At 50.6% G+C, this 18,817-nt stretch carries 17 protein-coding genes; 11 read left to right on the top strand and 6 right to left on the bottom strand.

The genetic code is table 11. The annotated features are described in order from the left end of the window. Positions 1-53 precede the first annotated feature (53 nt). From OH773_RS03585 to OH773_RS03620, 8 genes are all read left to right on the top strand, one after another. Positions 54-632 (top strand): YecA/YgfB family protein, encoded by a 579-nt coding sequence (locus OH773_RS03585; RefSeq protein ID WP_270143088.1) that lies wholly within the window; start codon positions 54-56, stop codon positions 630-632. Positions 633-655: 23 nt separating this feature from the next. Next, positions 656-1,972: a Xaa-Pro aminopeptidase gene (gene pepP / locus OH773_RS03590; RefSeq protein WP_270143090.1), complete on the top strand. Its 1,317-nt coding sequence runs from the start codon at positions 656-658 to the stop codon at positions 1,970-1,972. Beyond that, complete coding sequence (gene ubiH, locus OH773_RS03595) at positions 1,969-3,147, top strand: 2-octaprenyl-6-methoxyphenyl hydroxylase (RefSeq protein ID WP_270143092.1); 1,179 nt, start codon at positions 1,969-1,971, stop codon at positions 3,145-3,147. The genes pepP and ubiH overlap by 4 nt, the downstream gene beginning before the upstream one ends. Before the next feature lie 34 nt (positions 3,148-3,181). Further along, the gene (ubiI, locus tag OH773_RS03600) at positions 3,182-4,384 is read left to right on the top strand and encodes an FAD-dependent 2-octaprenylphenol hydroxylase (protein ID WP_270143094.1); all 1,203 of its coding nucleotides are present in this window, start codon (positions 3,182-3,184) and stop codon (positions 4,382-4,384) included. A gap of 433 nt (positions 4,385-4,817) precedes the next feature. Further along, complete coding sequence (gene gcvT / locus OH773_RS03605) at positions 4,818-5,915, top strand: glycine cleavage system aminomethyltransferase GcvT (RefSeq protein WP_270143096.1); 1,098 nt, start codon at positions 4,818-4,820, stop codon at positions 5,913-5,915. Positions 5,916-5,938: 23 nt separating this feature from the next. Next, positions 5,939-6,325 (top strand): glycine cleavage system protein GcvH, encoded by a 387-nt coding sequence (gcvH, locus tag OH773_RS03610; RefSeq protein ID WP_183270571.1) that lies wholly within the window; start codon positions 5,939-5,941, stop codon positions 6,323-6,325. Between the two features lie 131 nt (positions 6,326-6,456). Continuing rightward, positions 6,457-9,330: an aminomethyl-transferring glycine dehydrogenase gene (gcvP, locus tag OH773_RS03615; RefSeq protein WP_270143098.1), complete on the top strand. Its 2,874-nt coding sequence runs from the start codon at positions 6,457-6,459 to the stop codon at positions 9,328-9,330. 71 nt (positions 9,331-9,401) lie between these two features. Continuing rightward, on the top strand, positions 9,402-10,145 hold the full coding sequence (locus tag OH773_RS03620) for an SDR family oxidoreductase (protein ID WP_270143100.1): 744 nt from the start codon (positions 9,402-9,404) through the stop codon (positions 10,143-10,145). Positions 10,146-10,206: 61 nt separating this feature from the next. On the opposite strand, the gene OH773_RS03625 is transcribed toward OH773_RS03620, so the two are convergent. From OH773_RS03625 to OH773_RS03635, 3 genes are read right to left on the bottom strand one after another with little or no spacing between them, the layout of a single operon-like run. Then, complete coding sequence (locus OH773_RS03625) at positions 10,207-10,497, bottom strand: pentapeptide MXKDX repeat protein (RefSeq protein ID WP_270143102.1); 291 nt, start codon at positions 10,495-10,497, stop codon at positions 10,207-10,209. Between the two features lie 49 nt (positions 10,498-10,546). Continuing rightward, entirely contained in the window at positions 10,547-11,335 is a 789-nt protein-coding gene (locus OH773_RS03630; protein ID WP_270143104.1) for a molybdopterin-dependent oxidoreductase, read from the bottom strand. A 9-nt stretch (positions 11,336-11,344) separates the two neighbouring features. Next, complete coding sequence (locus OH773_RS03635) at positions 11,345-11,956, bottom strand: cytochrome b/b6 domain-containing protein (protein ID WP_270143106.1); 612 nt, start codon at positions 11,954-11,956, stop codon at positions 11,345-11,347. Positions 11,957-12,098: 142 nt separating this feature from the next. Here OH773_RS03635 and OH773_RS03640 point away from each other — a divergent pair, with 142 nt between their 5' ends. Both OH773_RS03640 and OH773_RS03645 read left to right on the top strand, forming a co-directional pair. After that, on the top strand, positions 12,099-12,809 hold the full coding sequence (locus OH773_RS03640) for a response regulator transcription factor (protein WP_442865645.1): 711 nt from the start codon (positions 12,099-12,101) through the stop codon (positions 12,807-12,809). 3 nt (positions 12,810-12,812) lie between these two features. Then, the gene (locus OH773_RS03645) at positions 12,813-14,279 is read left to right on the top strand and encodes a sensor histidine kinase (protein WP_270143111.1); all 1,467 of its coding nucleotides are present in this window, start codon (positions 12,813-12,815) and stop codon (positions 14,277-14,279) included. A 44-nt stretch (positions 14,280-14,323) separates the two neighbouring features. On the opposite strand, the gene OH773_RS03650 is transcribed toward OH773_RS03645, so the two are convergent. After that, positions 14,324-15,757 carry a 6-phospho-beta-glucosidase gene (locus tag OH773_RS03650; protein WP_270143113.1) on the bottom strand — a complete coding sequence of 478 codons (1,434 nt, stop codon included), beginning with the start codon at positions 15,755-15,757 and terminating at the stop codon, positions 14,324-14,326. A gap of 165 nt (positions 15,758-15,922) precedes the next feature. Beyond that, entirely contained in the window at positions 15,923-16,651 is a 729-nt protein-coding gene (locus tag OH773_RS03655) for a MurR/RpiR family transcriptional regulator (RefSeq protein ID WP_183270561.1), read from the bottom strand. 191 nt (positions 16,652-16,842) lie between these two features. Here OH773_RS03655 and trhA point away from each other — a divergent pair, with 191 nt between their 5' ends. Then, a complete protein-coding gene (trhA, locus tag OH773_RS03660; protein ID WP_270143116.1) occupies positions 16,843-17,496 on the top strand; it encodes a PAQR family membrane homeostasis protein TrhA in 654 nt (217 codons plus the stop codon). Positions 17,497-17,538: 42 nt separating this feature from the next. Here the strand turns inward: trhA and ygfZ are convergent, their stop codons facing one another. Then, the gene (gene ygfZ / locus OH773_RS03665) at positions 17,539-18,528 is read right to left on the bottom strand and encodes a tRNA-modifying protein YgfZ (RefSeq protein ID WP_270143118.1); all 990 of its coding nucleotides are present in this window, start codon (positions 18,526-18,528) and stop codon (positions 17,539-17,541) included. Positions 18,529-18,817: the final 289 nt, after the last annotated feature.

Here is an 18,817-nt window from a genome sequence, read left to right on the forward strand (position 1 = left end):
GTCCCTGGTGGTAGCATACCATGAACTATCCCTGCCAACGATGGCGAATGCGCATGTCTATACAGAACACAATGCCTGACTACGACTTAGTCGGCCAATTATTGCTCCAACAAGGTGTAGGTCTGACGGCCTCAGAAATGCACGGCTTAATCAGTGGAATGCTGTGCGGTGGCAACAAAGACACCAGTTGGCAACCACTGCTTCATGACCTGACAAACGAAGGCTTGGCCTTTGGTCAAAATCTTGCAGATACCCTGCGCCAGATGCACGGTGCAACGGGCGACGCGCTGGAAGATGACGGTTTTCTGTTCCAGCTTTATCTGCCAGATGGCGACGATGTATCGGTGTTTGACCGTGCAGACGCGTTGGCGGGTTGGGTTAACCACTTCTTGCTAGGTCTGGGCGTGACCCAATCTAAGCTTGATAAAGTCACTGGCGAAACCGGCGAAGCGATCGACGATTTGCGTAACATCGCGCAGTTGGGCTACGACGAAGACGAAGATCAAGAAGAGCTGGAAATGTCGCTCGAAGAGATCATTGAGTACGTGCGTGTTGCAGCACTGCTGTGCCATGACACCTTTACTCGTCCTGTCCCGACGGCGGTCGAAGTGCAGAAACCAACTCTACACTAACAATAAAAACTTCAGGAGGTGTGATGACTCAGCACGAATTTCTCCGGCGCCGCCAGGCGTTGTTGGCCAAAATGGCTCCGGCAAGCGCCGCGCTCATCTTCGCTGCTCCCGAGGTAACACGCAGTGCAGACAGCGAATACCCGTATCGCCAGAACAGCGATTTCTGGTACTTCACGGGTTTTAACGAGCCAGAAGCGGTACTGGTATTGATTAAAAGCGATGAAACGCACAATCACAGCGTTTTGTTTAACCGTCTGCGCGATAAAACTGCTGAAATCTGGTTCGGCCGCCGTCTTGGTCAGGAAGCAGCACCTGAAAAACTGAGCGTAGATCGTGCGTTGGCGTTCTCTGAAATCGGTGAACAACTGCCTCAGTTACTGAACGGGTTGGATGTGGTGTATCACGCGCAGGGTGAATACGCTTATGCCGACACCCTCGTTTTTTCCGCTCTTGATAAACTCCGTCGTGGTTCGCGCCAGAACCTTAGCGCACCCGCAACACTGACTGACTGGCGACCAACGGTACACGAACAGCGCCTGTTTAAATCGGAAGAAGAGATCCTGGCGCTGCGTCGTGCAGGCGAGATCAGCGCACTGGCACATACCCGCGCGATGGAAAAATGCCGTCCCGGGATGTTTGAATATCAGCTCGAAGGCGAAATTCTCCATGAATTTAACCGCCATGGAGCGAGATTCCCCTCTTACAACACCATCGTAGGCAGCGGCGAAAACGGCTGTATTTTGCATTACACCGAAAACGAGAGCCAAATGCGCGTCGGTGATTTGGTGTTGATTGACGCCGGTTGCGAATACAACGGTTATGCCGGTGATATCACGCGCACTTTCCCGGTGAGTGGCAAATTTAGCGCGCCGCAGCGAGCGATTTACGACATTGTGCTCGAATCCCTGGAAACCGCCTTGCAACTTTATCGCCCTGGCACGTCGATGCAGGAAGTCACCGCGCAAGTGGTACGCATTATGGTTACAGGTCTGGTGAAGCTCGGCATTCTCAACGGCGAAGTCGATAAGCTGATTGCGGAAAATGCTCATCGTCCGTTCTTTATGCACGGCCTGAGTCACTGGCTGGGGTTGGATGTCCATGATGTTGGCGGTTACGGCCCGGAGCGTTCGCGCGTACTTGAGCCTGGCATGGTGATCACGGTTGAACCCGGTTTGTACATCGCGCCTGATGCGGATGTTCCTGCCGAGTATCGTGGTATCGGGATTCGTATTGAAGACGATATTGTCATCACTGCAAACGGGAATGAAAACCTGACCGCCAGCGTCGTGAAATCGGCAGACGATATCGAAGCATTAATGGCGGCGGCGCGTCAGTCATGAGCGTGATTATTGTTGGCGGCGGGATGGCTGGGGCAACGCTTGCGCTGGCGATTTCCCATTTGACCCACGGTAAGTTGCCAGTTCATTTAATTGAAGCGTCAGCCCCTGAATCTGCAGCCCATCCTGGTTTTGATGCCCGCGCCATCGCTATTGCCCAGGGCACTTGCCAGCAATTAACCCGTATTGGTGTGTGGCCTGCAATTAAAGATTGCGCGACCGGGATTACCTCCGTTCATGTCAGCGATCGCGGCCATGCCGGGTTTGTTACGCTGGATGCCAGTGATTATCAGATCCCGGCATTGGGGCAGGTAGTGGAATTGCACGATGTGGGGTTGCGTTTATTTGCCCTGCTGCGCAAAACACCTGGCGTGACATTGCATTGCCCGCAGCGAGTCGCTTCTTTTACCCGTGAAACCGATAAAGTCAGCGTTCAGCTTGATAACGGTAAACTGCTTGAAGGCAAATTGCTGGTGGCGGCAGATGGTTCCCGATCGTCACTTGCCACGCAGTGTGGCATCACCTGGCAACAACAGGATTACCGGCAGATTGCGATTATCGCCAACGTTGCTACTTCGCAACCCCACAATGGACGGGCGTTTGAGCGCTTTACCGAACACGGCCCGCTGGCGATGTTGCCAATGTCTGATGGGCGTTGTTCGTTAGTGTGGTGCCATCCGCAAGACGCACAGGCTGATATCGCCCAGTGGGACGATGAGCGGTTCTGCAATGAATTGCAGCATGCGTTTGGCTGGCGACTCGGGCGAATCACGTTTGCCGGTGTTCGTCATCACTATCCATTAGCGCTCACCACATCTTCGCAGTCGGTATCACACCGTGTTGCGTTGGTGGGTAATGCTGCGCAAACCCTTCACCCGATTGCAGGGCAGGGTTTTAACCTGGGTTTACGCGATGTGATGTCGCTTGCTGAAAATTTGGCCGCGGCACACGATTTATCTCAGGACATTGGCAGCTATGCGGTTTTAGCCAACTATCAGCAGCGCCGTAGCGAAGATAAAATCGCGACCATTGGTGTGACAGATGGGTTAGTTCAGTTGTTCGCTAACCGTTGGGCTCCGCTGGTGGTGGGGCGTAACCTGGGACTGATGGCGATGGAACATTTTACTCCGGCACGTGATGTGCTGGCACAGCGCACGCTGGGTTGGGTTGCGCGTTAAATTATGCGTCAGAAAGGTTTACAGGAGAGTCAATTTGCAAAGCGTTGATGTGGCGATTGTGGGTGGTGGTATGGTCGGTCTGGCGGTTGCCTGTGGCCTGCAAGGGAGTGGTTTGCGTGTCGCGGTACTGGAGAACCATCTGCCACAACCGTTGGCACCTGAATCGGAGCCAGCATTGCGAGTCTCGGCCATCAATGCCGCTAGCGAAAAATTGCTGACTCACCTGGGCGCCTGGCCGAAAATCACCGCCAGCCGCGCGAGTTGCTATCACGGCATGGAAGTGTGGGATCAGGACAGCTTCGGGCATATAGCATTTGATGATAAATCCTTTGGCTTCAGCCACCTTGGCCACATTGTAGAAAATGCAGTGATTCATCATGCGTTGTGGCAACGTGCTGAGCAGTGCAGTGATGTCACGCTGATGGCACCGGTTGAATTGCAACAAGTGGCCTGGGGTGAAAACGAAGCGTTTATTACGCTTAAAGATGGCGCAATGCTGACTGCGCGTTTGGTTGTCGGGGCTGATGGCGCGAATTCGTGGCTGCGCAATCAGGCTGATATCCCGCTGACGTTTTGGGATTATCGCCACCATGCGCTGGTGGCCAACATTCGTACTGCTGAACCTCACCAGGCGGTTGCCCGTCAGGTTTTCCATGGCGACGGTATCTTGGCTTTCTTGCCGTTAAGCGACCCGCATTTATGCTCGATAGTCTGGTCGCTTCCCCCGCTGGAAGCCGAGCGTATGCAACAGGTGAGTTCTGAAGAATTTAATCAGGCGTTGTCTGTCGCATTCGATCTGCGCCTGGGTTTGTGCAGCGTAGAAAGTGAACGCCAGACGTTCCCGCTGACGGGCCGCTATGCACGTAGTTTTGCAGCACATCGACTGGCTCTGGTTGGCGATGCAGCCCACACCATTCATCCGTTGGCCGGGCAGGGCGTGAATCTGGGCTTTATGGACGCCGCTGAACTGATTGATGAAGTCCGTCGTTTACATCGTCAGGGTAAAGACATTGGCCAGCATTTGTACCTGCGCCGCTACGAGCGTAGCCGTAAACACAGTGCGGCAATGATGCTCGCCAGCATGCAGGGATTCCGCGACCTGTTTGCCGGAAACAATCCCGCGAAAAAACTGCTGCGTGATATCGGTCTAAAGCTGGCAGATACCCTTCCTGGTGTAAAACCGCAGTTAGTGCGTCAGGCGATGGGGTTGCATGACCTGCCTAATTGGTTGCGCTGATTTATTCTGATAACCGCGTCACATTTCCCTTTTCGCATACAGAAAAGGGAAACGCTCTCCTCATTTGAAAAATTCTAATCTTACCCACTATCTCGGATTACTTTTTCTCATCCCACGATTTTTCTAATGTAGTGAATTTGTTTCTGAAATGGTCGTAAATGTTAGCTAACGCTAAATTCTGGCTTAAACACTTCTTGTTTATGTGTAGTTAATCGCATTTTTGTAGTCGAATACTCTGCATCATTCGCTCCTGATTTTAGTCATAAGCTAATGCTATGGCCGTTTTCGCCTTATGGTTAAGTCCCCCATTCAATGGTAAGTTCAGACAAAAGGTAACGTTTGCGTCGCTATCGTGATCGGTGGCGATGTTGGGTTTCGTCTGACGAACGGAAAAGCGAATAGCGCTTTTCACCGGATGGCTAAAGAGGAAAAAATGACTCAAAAGACTCCTTTGTTTGAACAGCACAATCTCTGCGGTGCGCGAATGGTGGATTTCCATGGCTGGATGATGCCATTGCACTATGGGTCGCAGATTGATGAACACCATGCTGTGCGCAACGATGCCGGTATGTTTGATGTTTCACATATGACCATCGTTGATCTTAAAGGCAGCCGTACCCGCGAATTCCTCCGTTATTTAGTGGCAAACGACGTTGCCAAACTGACCCAACCGGGTAAAGCCCTCTACACCGCAATGCTCAACGCTTCCGGCGGTGTTATCGATGACCTGATTATCTATTTCCAGACTGAAGACTATTTCCGCCTGGTGGTGAACTCCGCCACGCGTGAGAAAGACCTGGCCTGGATTATTCAGCATGCCGAACCGTATTCAGTTTCTGTCACCGTGCGTGATGACCTTTCGCTGATTGCCGTTCAAGGGCCAAATGCTAAGGCAAAAGCCGCGCAGCTCTTCACAGAAGAACAACGCACTGCAGTCGCTGGCATGAAGCCATTCTTTGGTGTTCAGGCAGGCGATCTGTTTATTGCGACTACCGGTTACACCGGTGAAGCCGGTTACGAGATTGCCATGCCGAATGAAAAAGCTGCCGAGTTTTGGGCGCATCTTTTCGAGATTGGTGTGCAACCTTGCGGTCTTGGTGCGCGCGACACGTTACGTCTGGAATCAGGTATGAACCTGTATAGCCAGGAAATGGATGAGAGCATTTCTCCTCTGGCCGCGAATATGGGTTGGACCATCGCCTGGCAGCCAGAAGATCGTGATTTCATCGGTCGCGAAGCTCTGGAGTTCCAGCGTGAGAAAGGAACCGACCAGCTCGTTGGTTTGATCATGACGGAAAAAGGCGTATTACGTAATGAGCTGCCAGTGCGTTTTACCGATGCATCAGGCAACGTTCAGGAAGGCGTAATCACCAGCGGGACTTTCTCACCGACATTGGGTTACAGCATTGCTTTGGCTCGCGTTCCAGCGGGTATTGGCGAAACCGCCATTGTGCAAATCCGTAATCGGGAAGTGCCGGTAAAAGTCACTAAACCTATTTTTGTTCGCGGCGGTAAAGCTGTCGCGCAGTGAATTTCGAAATCAGGAGAACAACAATGAGCAATGTGCCGAACGAATTGAAATACAGCAAAGAACACGAATGGCTGCGTAAAGAAGCTGATGGCTCTTACACCGTAGGTATTACCGAGCACGCACAAGAGTTGCTGGGTGACATGGTGTTTGTTGACCTGCCAGACGTTGGCGCAACAGTAAGCACTGGCGATGATTGCGCCGTGGCTGAATCTGTAAAAGCGGCATCTGACATTTATGCACCGATCAGCGGCGAAATCATCGCTGTAAACAACGAACTGAGCGATACGCCAGAGTTGATCAACAGCGAGCCGTACACCGCAGGTTGGATCTTCAAAATCAAAGCAAGCGACGAGTCTGAACTGGACGGCTTGCTGGATGCTGCGGCATATGAAGCGCTGTTAGAAGATTAATAACCGACACCAAATCAGTCCCCTCTCCCCTTGGGAGAGGGTTAGGGTGAGGGAAAAATTAGCGAATCCCCCCTTACCCCGGCCCTCTCCCTTCAAGGGAGAAGGGGAAAACACCTCAGGAATCATCGCTCATGACCCAGTCTTTACGTCAGCTTGAAAATCACGAAGCGTTTGTCGACCGTCACATTGGACCGAACGCACAACAGCAACATGAAATGCTGGAAACAGTGGGCGCTCGTTCGTTGAATGAATTGATAGCCTCTATCGTTCCTGCTGATATCCAGCTTGCTGAGCCACCACAGGTGGGTGAGGCTGCTACCGAATTCGCGGCCCTGGCTGAATTAAAGACCATTGCCAGCCGTAATAAGCGTTTTAAAACGTACATCGGCATGGGTTACACCGCGGTACAAACTCCGCCGGTTATTCTGCGTAACATGCTGGAAAATCCAGGTTGGTACACGGCATACACGCCGTATCAGCCAGAAGTATCACAAGGCCGTCTTGAAGCGCTGCTCAACTTCCAACAAGTGACGCTGGATTTGACGGGGCTGGATATCGCATCGGCTTCTTTGCTGGACGAAGCAACCGCTGCCGCAGAAGCCATGGCAATGGCAAAGCGTGTCAGCAAACTGAAAAACGCTAACCGTTTCTTTGTTGCAGCCGACGTACATCCGCAAACGCTGGATGTTGTCCGCACGCGTGCTGAAACCTTCGGCTTTGATGTGATTGTCGATGACGCCGCGAAAGTGCTGGATCATCAGGATGTGTTTGGTGTGCTGCTACAACAAGTTGGCACCACCGGCGACGTTCATGACTACAGCGCTCTGATTACCGAACTGAAACAACGTAAAGTCATCGTGAGTGTTGCCGCTGACTTAATGACGCTGGTTCTGTTAACTGCACCTGGCAAACAAGGTGCTGACATCGTATTTGGTTCCGCACAGCGTTTTGGCGTGCCAATGGGTTACGGTGGCCCACATGCTGCATTCTTTGCCGCACGTGATGAATTCAAACGCTCCATGCCTGGCCGTATTATCGGTGTATCACGCGATGCTGCCGGGCGTACTGCGCTGCGCATGGCGATGCAAACTCGCGAGCAACATATCCGCCGCGAAAAAGCGAACTCCAACATTTGTACTTCCCAGGTTCTGCTGGCAAACATTGCCAGCCTGTATGCGGTATTCCACGGCCCGGCTGGCCTGAAACGCATTGCAGGGCGCATTCATCGTTTGACCGATGTTCTGGCCGCTGGCTTGCAACAAAAAGGTTTGGTGCTGCGTCACAAACATTGGTTCGACACCCTGTGTGTTGAAGTAACCGATAAAGCTGCTGTACTGGCACGTGCTGAAGCGAACGAAATCAACTTGCGCAGCGACATCCTGAACGCGGTTGGTATCACGCTGGATGAAGCGACCACGCGCGAAGATGTGCAGGCGCTGTTTAGCGTGCTGCTGGGTGACAACCACGGTCTGGACATTGATAAGCTCGACCAAAACGTGGCGGGCGATAGCCTGTCGATCCCAAAAGCGATGCTGCGTGAAGACGAATTCCTGACGCATCCGGTATTTAATCGCTACCACAGCGAAACTGAAATGATGCGCTACATGCACTCACTTGAGCGCAAAGATCTGGCGCTGAACCAGGCGATGATCCCGCTGGGTTCTTGCACCATGAAGTTAAACGCTGCGGCTGAAATGATTCCTATCACCTGGCCGGAATTTGCTGAGCTGCATCCGTTCTGCCCGGCAAATCAGGCGGAAGGTTATCATCAGATGATCTCCCAGCTTTCTGACTGGCTGGTGAAACTGACGGGTTACGATGCACTTTGCATGCAGCCAAACTCTGGCGCGCAAGGTGAATATGCGGGTCTGCTGGCGATTCGTCGTTACCACGAAAGCCGCAACGAAGGTGGCCGTAATCTTTGTCTGATCCCAAGCTCCGCACACGGTACTAACCCTGCGTCCGCTCAAATGGCTGGCATGGAAGTCGTGGTCGTGGCCTGTGATAAACAAGGCAACATTGATCTGCACGATCTGCGTGCAAAAGCTGAGCAAGCGGGTGATGCACTGTCCTGCATCATGGTGACGTATCCGTCAACTCACGGTGTGTATGAAGAGACGATCCGCGAAGTCTGCCAGATCGTTCATCAGTTCGGCGGCCAGGTTTACCTGGATGGCGCGAACATGAACGCTCAGGTAGGGATCACCTCTCCAGGCTACATCGGCGCGGATGTTTCGCACCTTAACCTGCATAAAACCTTCTGCATTCCACACGGCGGTGGCGGCCCAGGTATGGGACCGATCGGCGTGAAAGCGCACCTGGCTCCGTTCGTGCCAGGTCACAGTGTGGTGCAGATTGAAGAGATGTTGACTCAACAGGGCGCGGTTTCTGCGGCACCGTTTGGTAGTGCTTCCATTCTGCCAATCAGCTGGATGTACATCCGCATGATGGGCGCGCAGGGGCTGAAGAAGGCAAGTCAGGTGGCTATCCTGAATGCTAACTATATTGCAACGCGCCTGAAGTCGGCTTTCCCGATTCTCTATACTGGCCGTAGTGGGCACGTGGCTCACGAATGTATTCTCGACATTCGCCCACTGAAAGAAGAAACCGGTATTAGCGAGTTGGATATTGCTAAACGACTGATTGACTTTGGTTTCCATGCGCCAACCATGTCGTTCCCGGTAGCGGGTACGTTGATGGTTGAACCAACCGAATCCGAAAGCAAACTGGAACTGGATCGTTTTATCGATGCGATGCTGACTATCCGCACTGAAATCGACCGTGTTGCACGTGGTGAATGGCCGCTGGAAGATAACCCGCTGGTTAACGCACCGCACACACAGGACGAAATCGTGGCTGATTGGGGGCATCCATACACTCGCGAACTGGCAGTATTCCCGACAGGCCATGGCAACAAATACTGGCCGACCGTGAAGCGCCTTGACGATGTATTCGGCGACCGTAATCTGTTCTGTTCTTGCGTGCCGATGAGCGAATATCAGTAATTGAGATTGGCGTGATATCTTCCTAAGGGCACTTCGGTGCCCTTTTTTTATCTGTTAATCAGGAGGTTGAGATGGGCGTGGTTCTGGTAACCGGCGGAAGCCGTGGAATTGGTAAAGCAACCTCATTATTGCTGGCGCAGACGGGTTACAAAGTGGTTGTAAACTATCAACGCGATAAACCAGCGGCCGACGAAGTGGTGAATGCCATTCGGGGAGCCGGTGGAGAGGCGATAGCCATCAAAGCGGATATTGCTGATGAACTGCAAGTGATGGCGATGTTCGTGGAAATTGACAACGCTTTCGGCCCGATTACCGCGCTGGTCAACAACGCCGGGATCCTGTTCCAACAATCCACCATCGAAGAACTCACGGCTGAACGTATTAATCGTGTCATGGCCACTAACGTTACGGGTTACTTTCTCTGTTGTCGTGAAGCGGTAAAACGTATGGCGTTTCGCCACGGCGGGAAAGGCGGGGCGATTGTTAACGTTTCATCGGCGGCAGCACGCTTAGGTTCACCAGGTGAATATGTGGATTATGCCGCGTCAAAAGGAGCGGTGGATACGCTGACAACCGGGCTTTCTGTGGAAGTGGCAGCGCAGGGCATTCGCGTCAATGGCGTGCGTCCAGGCTTTATTTACACCGACATGCATGCATCTGGTGGGGAAGCGGGGCGAGTCGATCGCGTAAAAGACCTGTTACCAATGAAGCGTGGTGGTCAGCCTGAGGAAGTCGCGCAGGCCATCGTCTGGCTACTTAGCGATAAAGCCTCGTATGTGACGGGGAGTTTTCTCGATTTGGCGGGCGGTAAATAAAAAAGGTCGTTCGCCTGAAAGTGCAGACGAACGGCCATTATCCTGGTGTCAGGCGCGACTGTTATTTTTTACCCATCTCGTCTTTAGCCATACTGTCTTTGGACATTTTATCTTTGGACATATGGTCCTTCGCCATGCCGTCTTTAGACATATGATCCTTAGACATTGAATCTTTCTTCATTTCATCTTTAGCCATACAGTCTTTTTTCATGCTGTCTTTAGAACAGTCATGGGACATTTTTCCCATGTTATCTTTAGCCATATTGTCTTTCGCCATATTATCGGCAGCATTTGCTCCTGCGGCACCAAAGAATAAAGCCGAGCACATCAGAGCAGTGTAGAGTTTTTTCATTTTTTATTTCCTCGTCGTTTAATAAACTACAGATGGTAAAACCATGTTACTAACTTCCGCCAAACCAGTTATACCCCTGATCCTCCCAATAACCTCCGGGATAGCGGTTCGTGACTTCGATAACTAAAATATGCTTTGGATTTTTATAACCCAATTTGGTTGGCATTCTTAACTTCATCGGGAAACCATATTTACGTGGCAATATTTGACCGTCGTAAGTCAGCGCAATAATGGTTTGTGGATGTAGCGCGGTCGCCATATCAATACTGGTGTAGTAATCATCAGCACATTTGAAGCTAACGTAACGGGCATTCAAATCGGCACCGATCGCTTTTAGAAAAAGGGAAAACGGTACGCCGCCCCATTTGCCAATGGCGCTCCAACCTTCCACGCAGATATGGCGTGTCACTTGGCTGACCTGGGCCATTTGGTGAAGTTGCGCCAGTGTCCATGGGCGTTTATCTGATACTAGTCCCGCAACCTCCAAACGATAATCGTCACCTTTTATATTGGGTGCTTCATCCTCACTATAAAAAGCATTAAAAGGAAACGGGCGCGTCATCATGCTTTCGGGATAAACCGGTGCCAGGTCGTTGGCATTAAATAACCAGCCCTGAATTCGGTCATTAAATCGTGATATCCGACTTAAGGTATTTTCTACCGATTCATTGCTGCTAATATCACAGCCCGTTAGCATTATTAACCCGCCGAGCGTTAAACCTTGTTTTAAAAAACGACGGCGTCCTTCAGATGATAACTGTTTATTAATTTGCCCAGTCGCATCCTGAATGATCGCGTTTTTATCGGCATCAGAAAAAATCTTATTTTTATTGTTCATGTTTTTCCCTTATCGCCCACGCAGCATGGCGAGTAAAGTTCGAGGAACCAGCGCCACCATAATGAGATGAACGACAACAAATCCGACCATCCCGGACATGGCATAAAAATGAATGAAGCGCGCCATGTCATACCCGCCGAATATTTCCCGTAACAGCGGAAACTGCACTGATTTCCATACCACAAGGCCTGAGCAAACCAGAATGATCCCGTCGATCATGACAAACAGATACGCCAATTTCTGTACCGTGTTGTAATGACTGAGATCGTTATGAGCCAGTTTCCCCCGCAGCGCGGCGATAAAATCATTGATCAACTCTCGCGGCGACAGAGGCCAAAATTTGCGTTTCAAGCGGCCACTAAAAATATTAATCAGCAGGTAAAGCACGCCGTTAATACCAAACAGCCACATCCCGGCAAAATGCCACTGCAACGCACCGCCCAGCCAACCACCGAGCGTTAGCTCATTTGGGAAACTGAAATTAAATAAGGGTGATGCGTTATAAATCCGCCACCCGCTGGCCACCATGATGAGTATGGCGAAGGCATTCAACCAGTGGCAAATCCTCAGCCACAATGGATGGATTGTGACGGGTTTAATCTGAAACGTTGGCGTATCCATCGTTTTATATCCGTTATTGCGATGAAATGAGTGTGCGCTAAATCTGTTCTCCAAAGCCTCACGAAAAGTTAAATTAAATGTGATAACTCGACCGACGAATGTTGTATAGACTTCCAGTAACTGGTGGATAAAAGGCGAAGTGATGAAGCCCAAAAAGTTATTAATTGTTGAGGATGACGAAAATATTGCGGAACTCTTGCAGCTGCATTTGCGAGAAGAAGGCTATGAAATTGTTCATGCGGCTGATGGCTCTCTGGGACTCGAACTGCTCAAGCAGGGCGGTTGGGATGCGCTGATACTGGATCTTATGCTGCCAGGCGTCGATGGCCTGGAAATCTGCCGCCATGCCCGCACGATGACGCGTTACACGCCGATCGTGATGATCAGCGCCCGCTCGAGTGAAACACATAGGGTTTTGGGACTGGAACTGGGAGCCGATGATTACCTGGCGAAACCCTTCTCAATGCTGGAGTTGGTGGCACGCGTCAAAGCACTTTTCCGTCGCCAGGAGGCGATGAGCCAGAACCTGTTGCAGGATGCAGGAACCCTCACGTTTGAAAGGTTGACTATCGACCCTCTGGCCCGCGATGTACGCCTCAGACAACAGCCTGTTGAACTGACGCCTCGCGAGTTTGACCTGCTGTGGTTCTTTGCTAAAAACCCGGGCAAGGTGTTTTCCCGCCTCAACCTGCTTAACCAGGTTTGGGGATATCAACATGAAGGTTACGAACACACGGTTAATACCCACATCAACCGGTTACGCATCAAGATTGAAGACAACCCCGCAGAGCCTGAATTCATTCTTACGGTGTGGGGAAAAGGGTATAAATTCATCGCACCGCGAAACGGGTAAACCATGCGAAAACTCTCTCTATCACAGCGCCTGACTCTGGTTTTTGCGTTGCTGCTCATCACTTCTTGCTCCCTGCTGGGGTGGTTGCAAATTCGCACCAGCACCCAGTACAGCCAGGCGGTTATTCAACAGCTTTCGGGCTCTCTTGCTGAACACATCGACCAGAGCTACCCGCTGCTTGGACAAGACGGCCTGAACAATGAATCTGTGCGTAACTTGTTTGATCATCTGATGACGGTAAACCCAAGCGTTGAGGTTTATCTACTTGATGATAAAGGCAATATCATTGGTGATGCTGCACCGCCTGACCATATCAAACGTCATCGTGTCGATTTGGCACCTATCCAGGCTGCGCTAAATGAACGCCAGTATCCGATCTACGGTGACGATCCTCGAAGCCTTGATGGGAAAAAAGTATTTAGCGTGGCCCCGATGCGGCAAAACGGCCAAATCAAAGGTTATCTGTACATCGTTTTGCTGGGTGAAAATTACAATGCGCTGGCCAGTGACGCCCAGTTTAATGCGATTTCTAAGGTGGTTTTGCTTTCTATTATCCTGATTACGCTACTGGGATTAATTGTCGGTGGCCTGGCATTTCGTTGGATTACCCGGCCACTGCGTTCGCTCTCGCGGCAGGTTAATGCGCTGGAAACCGGCGGGATGGCTGAAATGCAGGCGATGGCTGCGCTGCCGCTGGAAAAAGTGCAGAGCCATGATGAAATCAGCCTGTTGCGCCAGGGGGTGATCATGATGGCGCGACGGATTTCGGAACAGTGGCACCGGCTTTCACAACAGGATCAACTTCGCCGCGAGTTTATTGCCAATATCTCCCATGACTTACGCACGCCGTTAACCTCGCTGCATGGCTACCTGGAAAGCTTATCCGTGATGTCATCGACGCTTTCTGACGCGGAGAAAAAACGCTATCTGGAAATCGCGTTAGCGCAGAGCCAGAAAGTGCGCACGCTTGCTCAATCTCTGTTTGAGTTAGCTCGCCTCGAATACGGCGTAGTGAAGCCGCAGAAAGAACATTTCTGCCTCGGCGAATTATTGCAGGATGTCTTCCAGAAATTCGAACTGATGACGCAAACGCGGAAGTTGCAATTAGTGGCCGATATCCAGCCGGGCTTGCCCTTGATTGATGCAGATTTAGGGATGATTGAACGAGTGCTGACCAACCTGCTGGATAACGCGATTCGTCATACGCCGGAGCAGGGGACTGTTGCAGTTCGGCTGTGGAAAGAGAGCGAAAAAGTGATGGTGCAAATAAGCGATAGCGGGCCTGGGATCCCACAGGAACTTAAAGAGGGATTGTTTGTGCGCCCTTCGATTGTTAACCAGTCCCATGTGAGAGTCGGGGGGTTAGGGCTAATGATTGTGCGCCAGATGTTGCAGTTACACGGCAGTGATATTTCGCTGGTAGAAAGACCAGAAACCGGGGCCTGTTTCCGTTTCGCGTTACCGACATGAAAATAATAAACCCCGCAAGCGGGGTTTATTATCATAATGATTAATCAGATATTTTCGCCGTTGCTGGCTATCACTTCTTTGTACCAGTTGAAGCTCTTCTTACGTGAGCGAGACATATCGCCGGTGCCGTCATCATGCTTGTTCACATAGATAAAGCCGTAGCGTTTGCTGTACTGGCCAGTGGTGAACGAGACACAATCGATGCAGCCCCACGGGGTGTAGCCCATCAGATCCACGCCATCGTAAGTGACCGCTTTCATCATCTCGGCAACGTGAGCTTTCAGGTAATCAATGCGGTAGTCGTCATTGATTGAGCCGTCTTCTTCTACTTTGTCGTAGGCACCAAAACCGTTTTCGACGATAAACAGCGGTTTTTGGTAGCGTTCGTACAACTCGCACAGCGCGTAACGCAGGCCTACCGGATCAATTTGCCAGCCCCAATCGGATGCCTTAACGTGCGGATTTGGCACGCTGCCCTGGAAGCCAGATAATGCGTCGCCGCTCCCACCGTCCGCTTTCACGGCGTTGGTCATGTAATAGCTGAATCCGAGGTAATCGCACACGCCTTCACGCAGAATTTGCTCGTCACCGGCTTCCATTTTGATGTTGAACTCGCGGCGCTCCCACTCGTTTAATACGTATGACGGGTAGTAACCACGCAACTGTACATCGGTAAACACATAACGTTCGCGCATAGATTCTTGCGCATACATTTGGTCTTCTGGTTTGCAGGAGTACGGATACAGCGGCACCATCGCCAGCATGCAGCCGATTTGCATTTCAGGATTGATGCGATGACCAATCTTCACCGCCATCGCGCTGGCGACGAACTGATGGTGCAGAACCTGGTACATCACCTCTTCTGGATTATCGTGCTCGGTATAAACTACGCCGGAGCAGCAATAACCGAACAGCGGCGCACGCCAGTTACGCTGATTGTTGATCTCGTTAAAGGTCATCCAGTACTTCACTTTGCTCTTGTACCGTTCAAACACCACTTCGGCAAAGCGTACAAAGAAATCAACCACTTTACGGTTGATCCAGCCGCCGTATTCGGTCACCAGATAATGTGGCATTTCAAAGTGGGAGAGGGTGATGACCGGCTCGATGTTGTATTTCAGTAACTCATCGAACATATCGTCGTAGAACTTCAGCCCTTCTTCATTCGGTTGCAGCTCATCGCCTTTTGGGAAAATACGCGTCCAGGCAATGGAGGTACGGAAGCATTTGAAGCCCATCTCGGCAAACAGCGCGATGTCTTCTTTGTAATGGCCATGGAAATCGATGGCTTCATGGTTGGGATAATATTTTCCAGGGACGACTTCTTGAGTGATTTCACGCGGCACACCATGTGCGCCACCGGTCAGCACATCACAAATACTTGGGCCTTTACCTTCTTTGTTCCAGCCACCTTCTACCTGATGCGCAGCTACAGCGCCGCCCCATAAAAAGTCTTTTGGTAAGGTCAGTTTCTTCATATTTGTTAATCTCACGGTTAGCGCCGAATATAATGTGGGATACATCACACTTTAGCGTTAAGTTAATAATCTCTGCTCTGGAGTCTAACAAATGAGATTTAATTGTCACGATATAACAAATCACCGTTAATGTGATTTGTTACATAGAAAAAACAGGCTGTTTTTTTATGCCATTTTCTTAGCCAATTTACGGCCGATGGTTTCTAAAATATAAATAACAGGGATTTGCGTGGTGATGTCATAAACACCCCCAACGCGGGTGAGGGGAATGTGCCAGGAGATATTAAAATCGGCAAGCTTAGCCAGCGCTGAGTTTTCGTGGCTGGTGATAGAGAGCACCTTGCAGTTATGCAAGCTGAACTGGCTGGCAAAGCGCAGGATCTCTTCGGTTTCACCAGAAACTGAAAGGACAATAGCCAGTGCATTTTTCGCCATATCATTAGTGACCGGGAAATAAGGGTCATCAATATGGTTACTGAATTTCCCCACATTCGAAAAGAAACGTGCACCATATTTTGCTAATGCACCTGATGTTCCTGCACCGACAAATATAATACGTTCGGAAGAACAAATAATATCAACGGCCTGGTCAATTAAATTATCAAACTCTTCGTTGTTCGTACTTTTAAAAAAACTAATAATTTCGCTGGGGCCAAAATTAACCAGTTGTTCATCATTTTGCTCAAGATATAATTTAAAGCGCACGCGAAACTCAGAGTAACCTTCACAATTTAACTTGCGGCAGAAACGCAGTACGGTGGTGGTGGACACACCCGCTGCATCGGCTAACTCGCGGATAGTCATATACATCACTTTGTCACGATTTTTAATGACAAAGTTGTAGACCATCATTTCTAGTCCGTTGAGATTAGCAACTGCCGCATGAGTAAACATCTACTTCTTCCTGAGTCTTTAAAGGGGCTGGCGACATGTTGCCATAATTTGGGGCAACTCAGCCATCCATGAACCTGGCCTGAGTAAACAACCGACAGATTTATTTTAGCGTACATGTGTTCGCTGGAATCGTTCTCAGTTATGCTAGATGCGATGAATTTTCCATCTATAGTTTTACCTGGAGTAGCTATATGGCTGACAAACCATTGATCACTAAAGGATATTCACTGGCGGAGGAAGTCGCCAACAGTATTAGTCACGGTATCGGATTGGTTTTTGGGATTGTCGGGCTAGTTTTGTTACTGGTACAAGCCGTTGAATCTAATGCAAGTGCGACCGCGATAACCAGTTATAGCCTGTATGGCGGCAGTATGATTTTGCTGTTTCTCGCCTCAACGCTGTATCACGCTATTCCCCATCAACGTGCTAAACGGTGGCTAAAGAAGTTTGACCACTGCGCCATTTATTTATTGATAGCCGGGACGTACACGCCATTTTTACTCGTTGGGCTGAATTCACCTCTGGCGCGTGGGCTGATGATTGTTATTTGGGGGCTGGCGCTGGCCGGTGTTCTCTTTAAGCTGACGATCGCACATCGCTTTAAAGTTTTGTCGTTAGTGACTTATCTGCTGATGGGCTGGCTTTCACTGGTGGTGATTTACCAGATGGTGATGAAACTCGCGCCGGGCAGCGTAACGTTATTGGCCGCTGGAGGTATCATTTACTCGTTAGGTGTTATTTTCTACGTCTGCAAACGCATTCCTTACAACCACGCAATCTGGCATGGCTTTGTGTTGGGCGGCAGCGTTTGCCACTTCCTCGCGATATATCTGTATATCCACTGATGAAAGCCGGTCGCCCCCAGAGTCGGGAGCGACGGTTAATGATTACTGCTCGTCTTCTAACGAATAAGGCAACCGCTCAATAACAAGATGGCTGCCGTTATCATCGCGCACGCGTAACACGCTGTCGGCTTCCAAATCGTTGTTCATCACGACTTGTACTAAGACGCGGCCATCATCGAGTTGGCTGGCGGCGAGCACGGTGCCGGTACGACGCCAGTTGTCACCCATTTTCAGTTCCAGATCCTCACCTGCTTCCGGTAAGCGGCTGGCTTTCCCTGCAAGGAACCACAGAGCACGCTTATTCGCGCCACGGAACTTCGCGCGTGCCACCATTTCCTGACCGGTATAACAGCCTTTTTTGAAGCTGATGCCGCCCAGAGCCTGAAGGTTTGTCGCCTGCGGAATAAACTGTGCACTGTTCACCGGTTCGATGACGGGAATACCCGCTTCAATCTCTAAAGCCAGCCATTGTTGGCTGTCATTACGCTGCGCTTCGCCCCGTAATTTTTCCGCCAGTGTCTGAGCAGTGGCTTCATCGGTAACCAGCATGAAGCGCTCTGCGGGCAGGTTAAACCACAACAGTGTCGTCACGCCTTCCTGAACCACAGGGTTTTCCGCATCCGGCAATGTCGTGAAAACATTGGCGAGAGCCGCACGAGCCTGGAAACCTGCAAGACCCAGAAGCACACTTTCATCATCAGGCGTGATGGTCACTTTGGAAAACACAGCATACTTTTTGAGTTCGATAAGCTGTGCGTCACGCAGATTACGTCGTTCAATCAACGCGTAACCTTCACCGCGATGGAACAGACGCAGGTTGCTCCACATTTTCCCTTTGGCGTCACAATGCGCGCAAAGCGTGTGTTGGTTTGCCGCCAGTTGTGCAACATCAGCCGTGACCTGACCTTGCAGGTAAGTTTCTGCATCTTTACCCGTTACGCTTGCCAGTGCCCAATCATCAAGCGTCATGAGTGTCAGCGGCAGACGGGCTGCAGCCGTTGGCTGACGAGGAGGAAATGGATTGAAAGCCATAGTGATGTTCCTGGGTTTTGAGCCTATGAATTGGCTCAATGGTAAAAGAGTCATTTGCCAATGCAAGCAGTTTGATCTATCCGTCATACTTCAAGTTACAGTTGCGTTGTCTGCATTCACTCACCCCAGTCACTTACTTTAGTAAGCTCCTGGGGATTCGCTCATTTGCCGCCTTACTGTAACTCGAATTATTTTGGATAGTAGGTGAATTGTGCACTTACGGGATTTCTCGCAAGGTTAATGTAACTGCAACACACAATAAAAATTTCTCACGATAAAGCGCGCAAAC

Origin of the sequence: Buttiauxella sp. WJP83, assembly GCF_027594725.1 — a bacterium.
Taxonomy (GTDB): domain Bacteria; phylum Pseudomonadota; class Gammaproteobacteria; order Enterobacterales; family Enterobacteriaceae; genus Buttiauxella; species Buttiauxella selenatireducens.

What these genes read in the sequence shown, in the direction of transcription:
- OH773_RS03585 (WP_270143088.1), top strand. Translation starts at nt 54, where the DNA reads ATGTCTATACAGAACACAATGCCTGACTACGACTTAGTCGGCCAATTA.
- pepP (WP_270143090.1), top strand. Translation starts at nt 656, where the DNA reads ATGACTCAGCACGAATTTCTCCGGCGCCGCCAGGCGTTGTTGGCCAAA.
- ubiH (WP_270143092.1), top strand. Translation starts at nt 1,969, where the DNA reads ATGAGCGTGATTATTGTTGGCGGCGGGATGGCTGGGGCAACGCTTGCG.
- gcvT (WP_270143096.1), top strand. Translation starts at nt 4,818, where the DNA reads ATGACTCAAAAGACTCCTTTGTTTGAACAGCACAATCTCTGCGGTGCG.
- gcvH (WP_183270571.1), top strand. Translation starts at nt 5,939, where the DNA reads ATGAGCAATGTGCCGAACGAATTGAAATACAGCAAAGAACACGAATGG.
- gcvP (WP_270143098.1), top strand. Translation starts at nt 6,457, where the DNA reads ATGACCCAGTCTTTACGTCAGCTTGAAAATCACGAAGCGTTTGTCGAC.
- OH773_RS03620 (WP_270143100.1), top strand. Translation starts at nt 9,402, where the DNA reads ATGGGCGTGGTTCTGGTAACCGGCGGAAGCCGTGGAATTGGTAAAGCA.
- OH773_RS03625 (WP_270143102.1), bottom strand. Translation starts at nt 10,497, where the DNA reads ATGAAAAAACTCTACACTGCTCTGATGTGCTCGGCTTTATTCTTTGGT.
- OH773_RS03630 (WP_270143104.1), bottom strand. Translation starts at nt 11,335, where the DNA reads ATGAACAATAAAAATAAGATTTTTTCTGATGCCGATAAAAACGCGATC.
- OH773_RS03635 (WP_270143106.1), bottom strand. Translation starts at nt 11,956, where the DNA reads ATGGATACGCCAACGTTTCAGATTAAACCCGTCACAATCCATCCATTG.
- OH773_RS03640 (WP_442865645.1), top strand. Translation starts at nt 12,099, where the DNA reads ATGAAGCCCAAAAAGTTATTAATTGTTGAGGATGACGAAAATATTGCG.
- OH773_RS03645 (WP_270143111.1), top strand. Translation starts at nt 12,813, where the DNA reads ATGCGAAAACTCTCTCTATCACAGCGCCTGACTCTGGTTTTTGCGTTG.
- OH773_RS03650 (WP_270143113.1), bottom strand. Translation starts at nt 15,757, where the DNA reads ATGAAGAAACTGACCTTACCAAAAGACTTTTTATGGGGCGGCGCTGTA.
- OH773_RS03655 (WP_183270561.1), bottom strand. Translation starts at nt 16,651, where the DNA reads ATGTTTACTCATGCGGCAGTTGCTAATCTCAACGGACTAGAAATGATG.
- trhA (WP_270143116.1), top strand. Translation starts at nt 16,843, where the DNA reads ATGGCTGACAAACCATTGATCACTAAAGGATATTCACTGGCGGAGGAA.
- ygfZ (WP_270143118.1), bottom strand. Translation starts at nt 18,528, where the DNA reads ATGGCTTTCAATCCATTTCCTCCTCGTCAGCCAACGGCTGCAGCCCGT.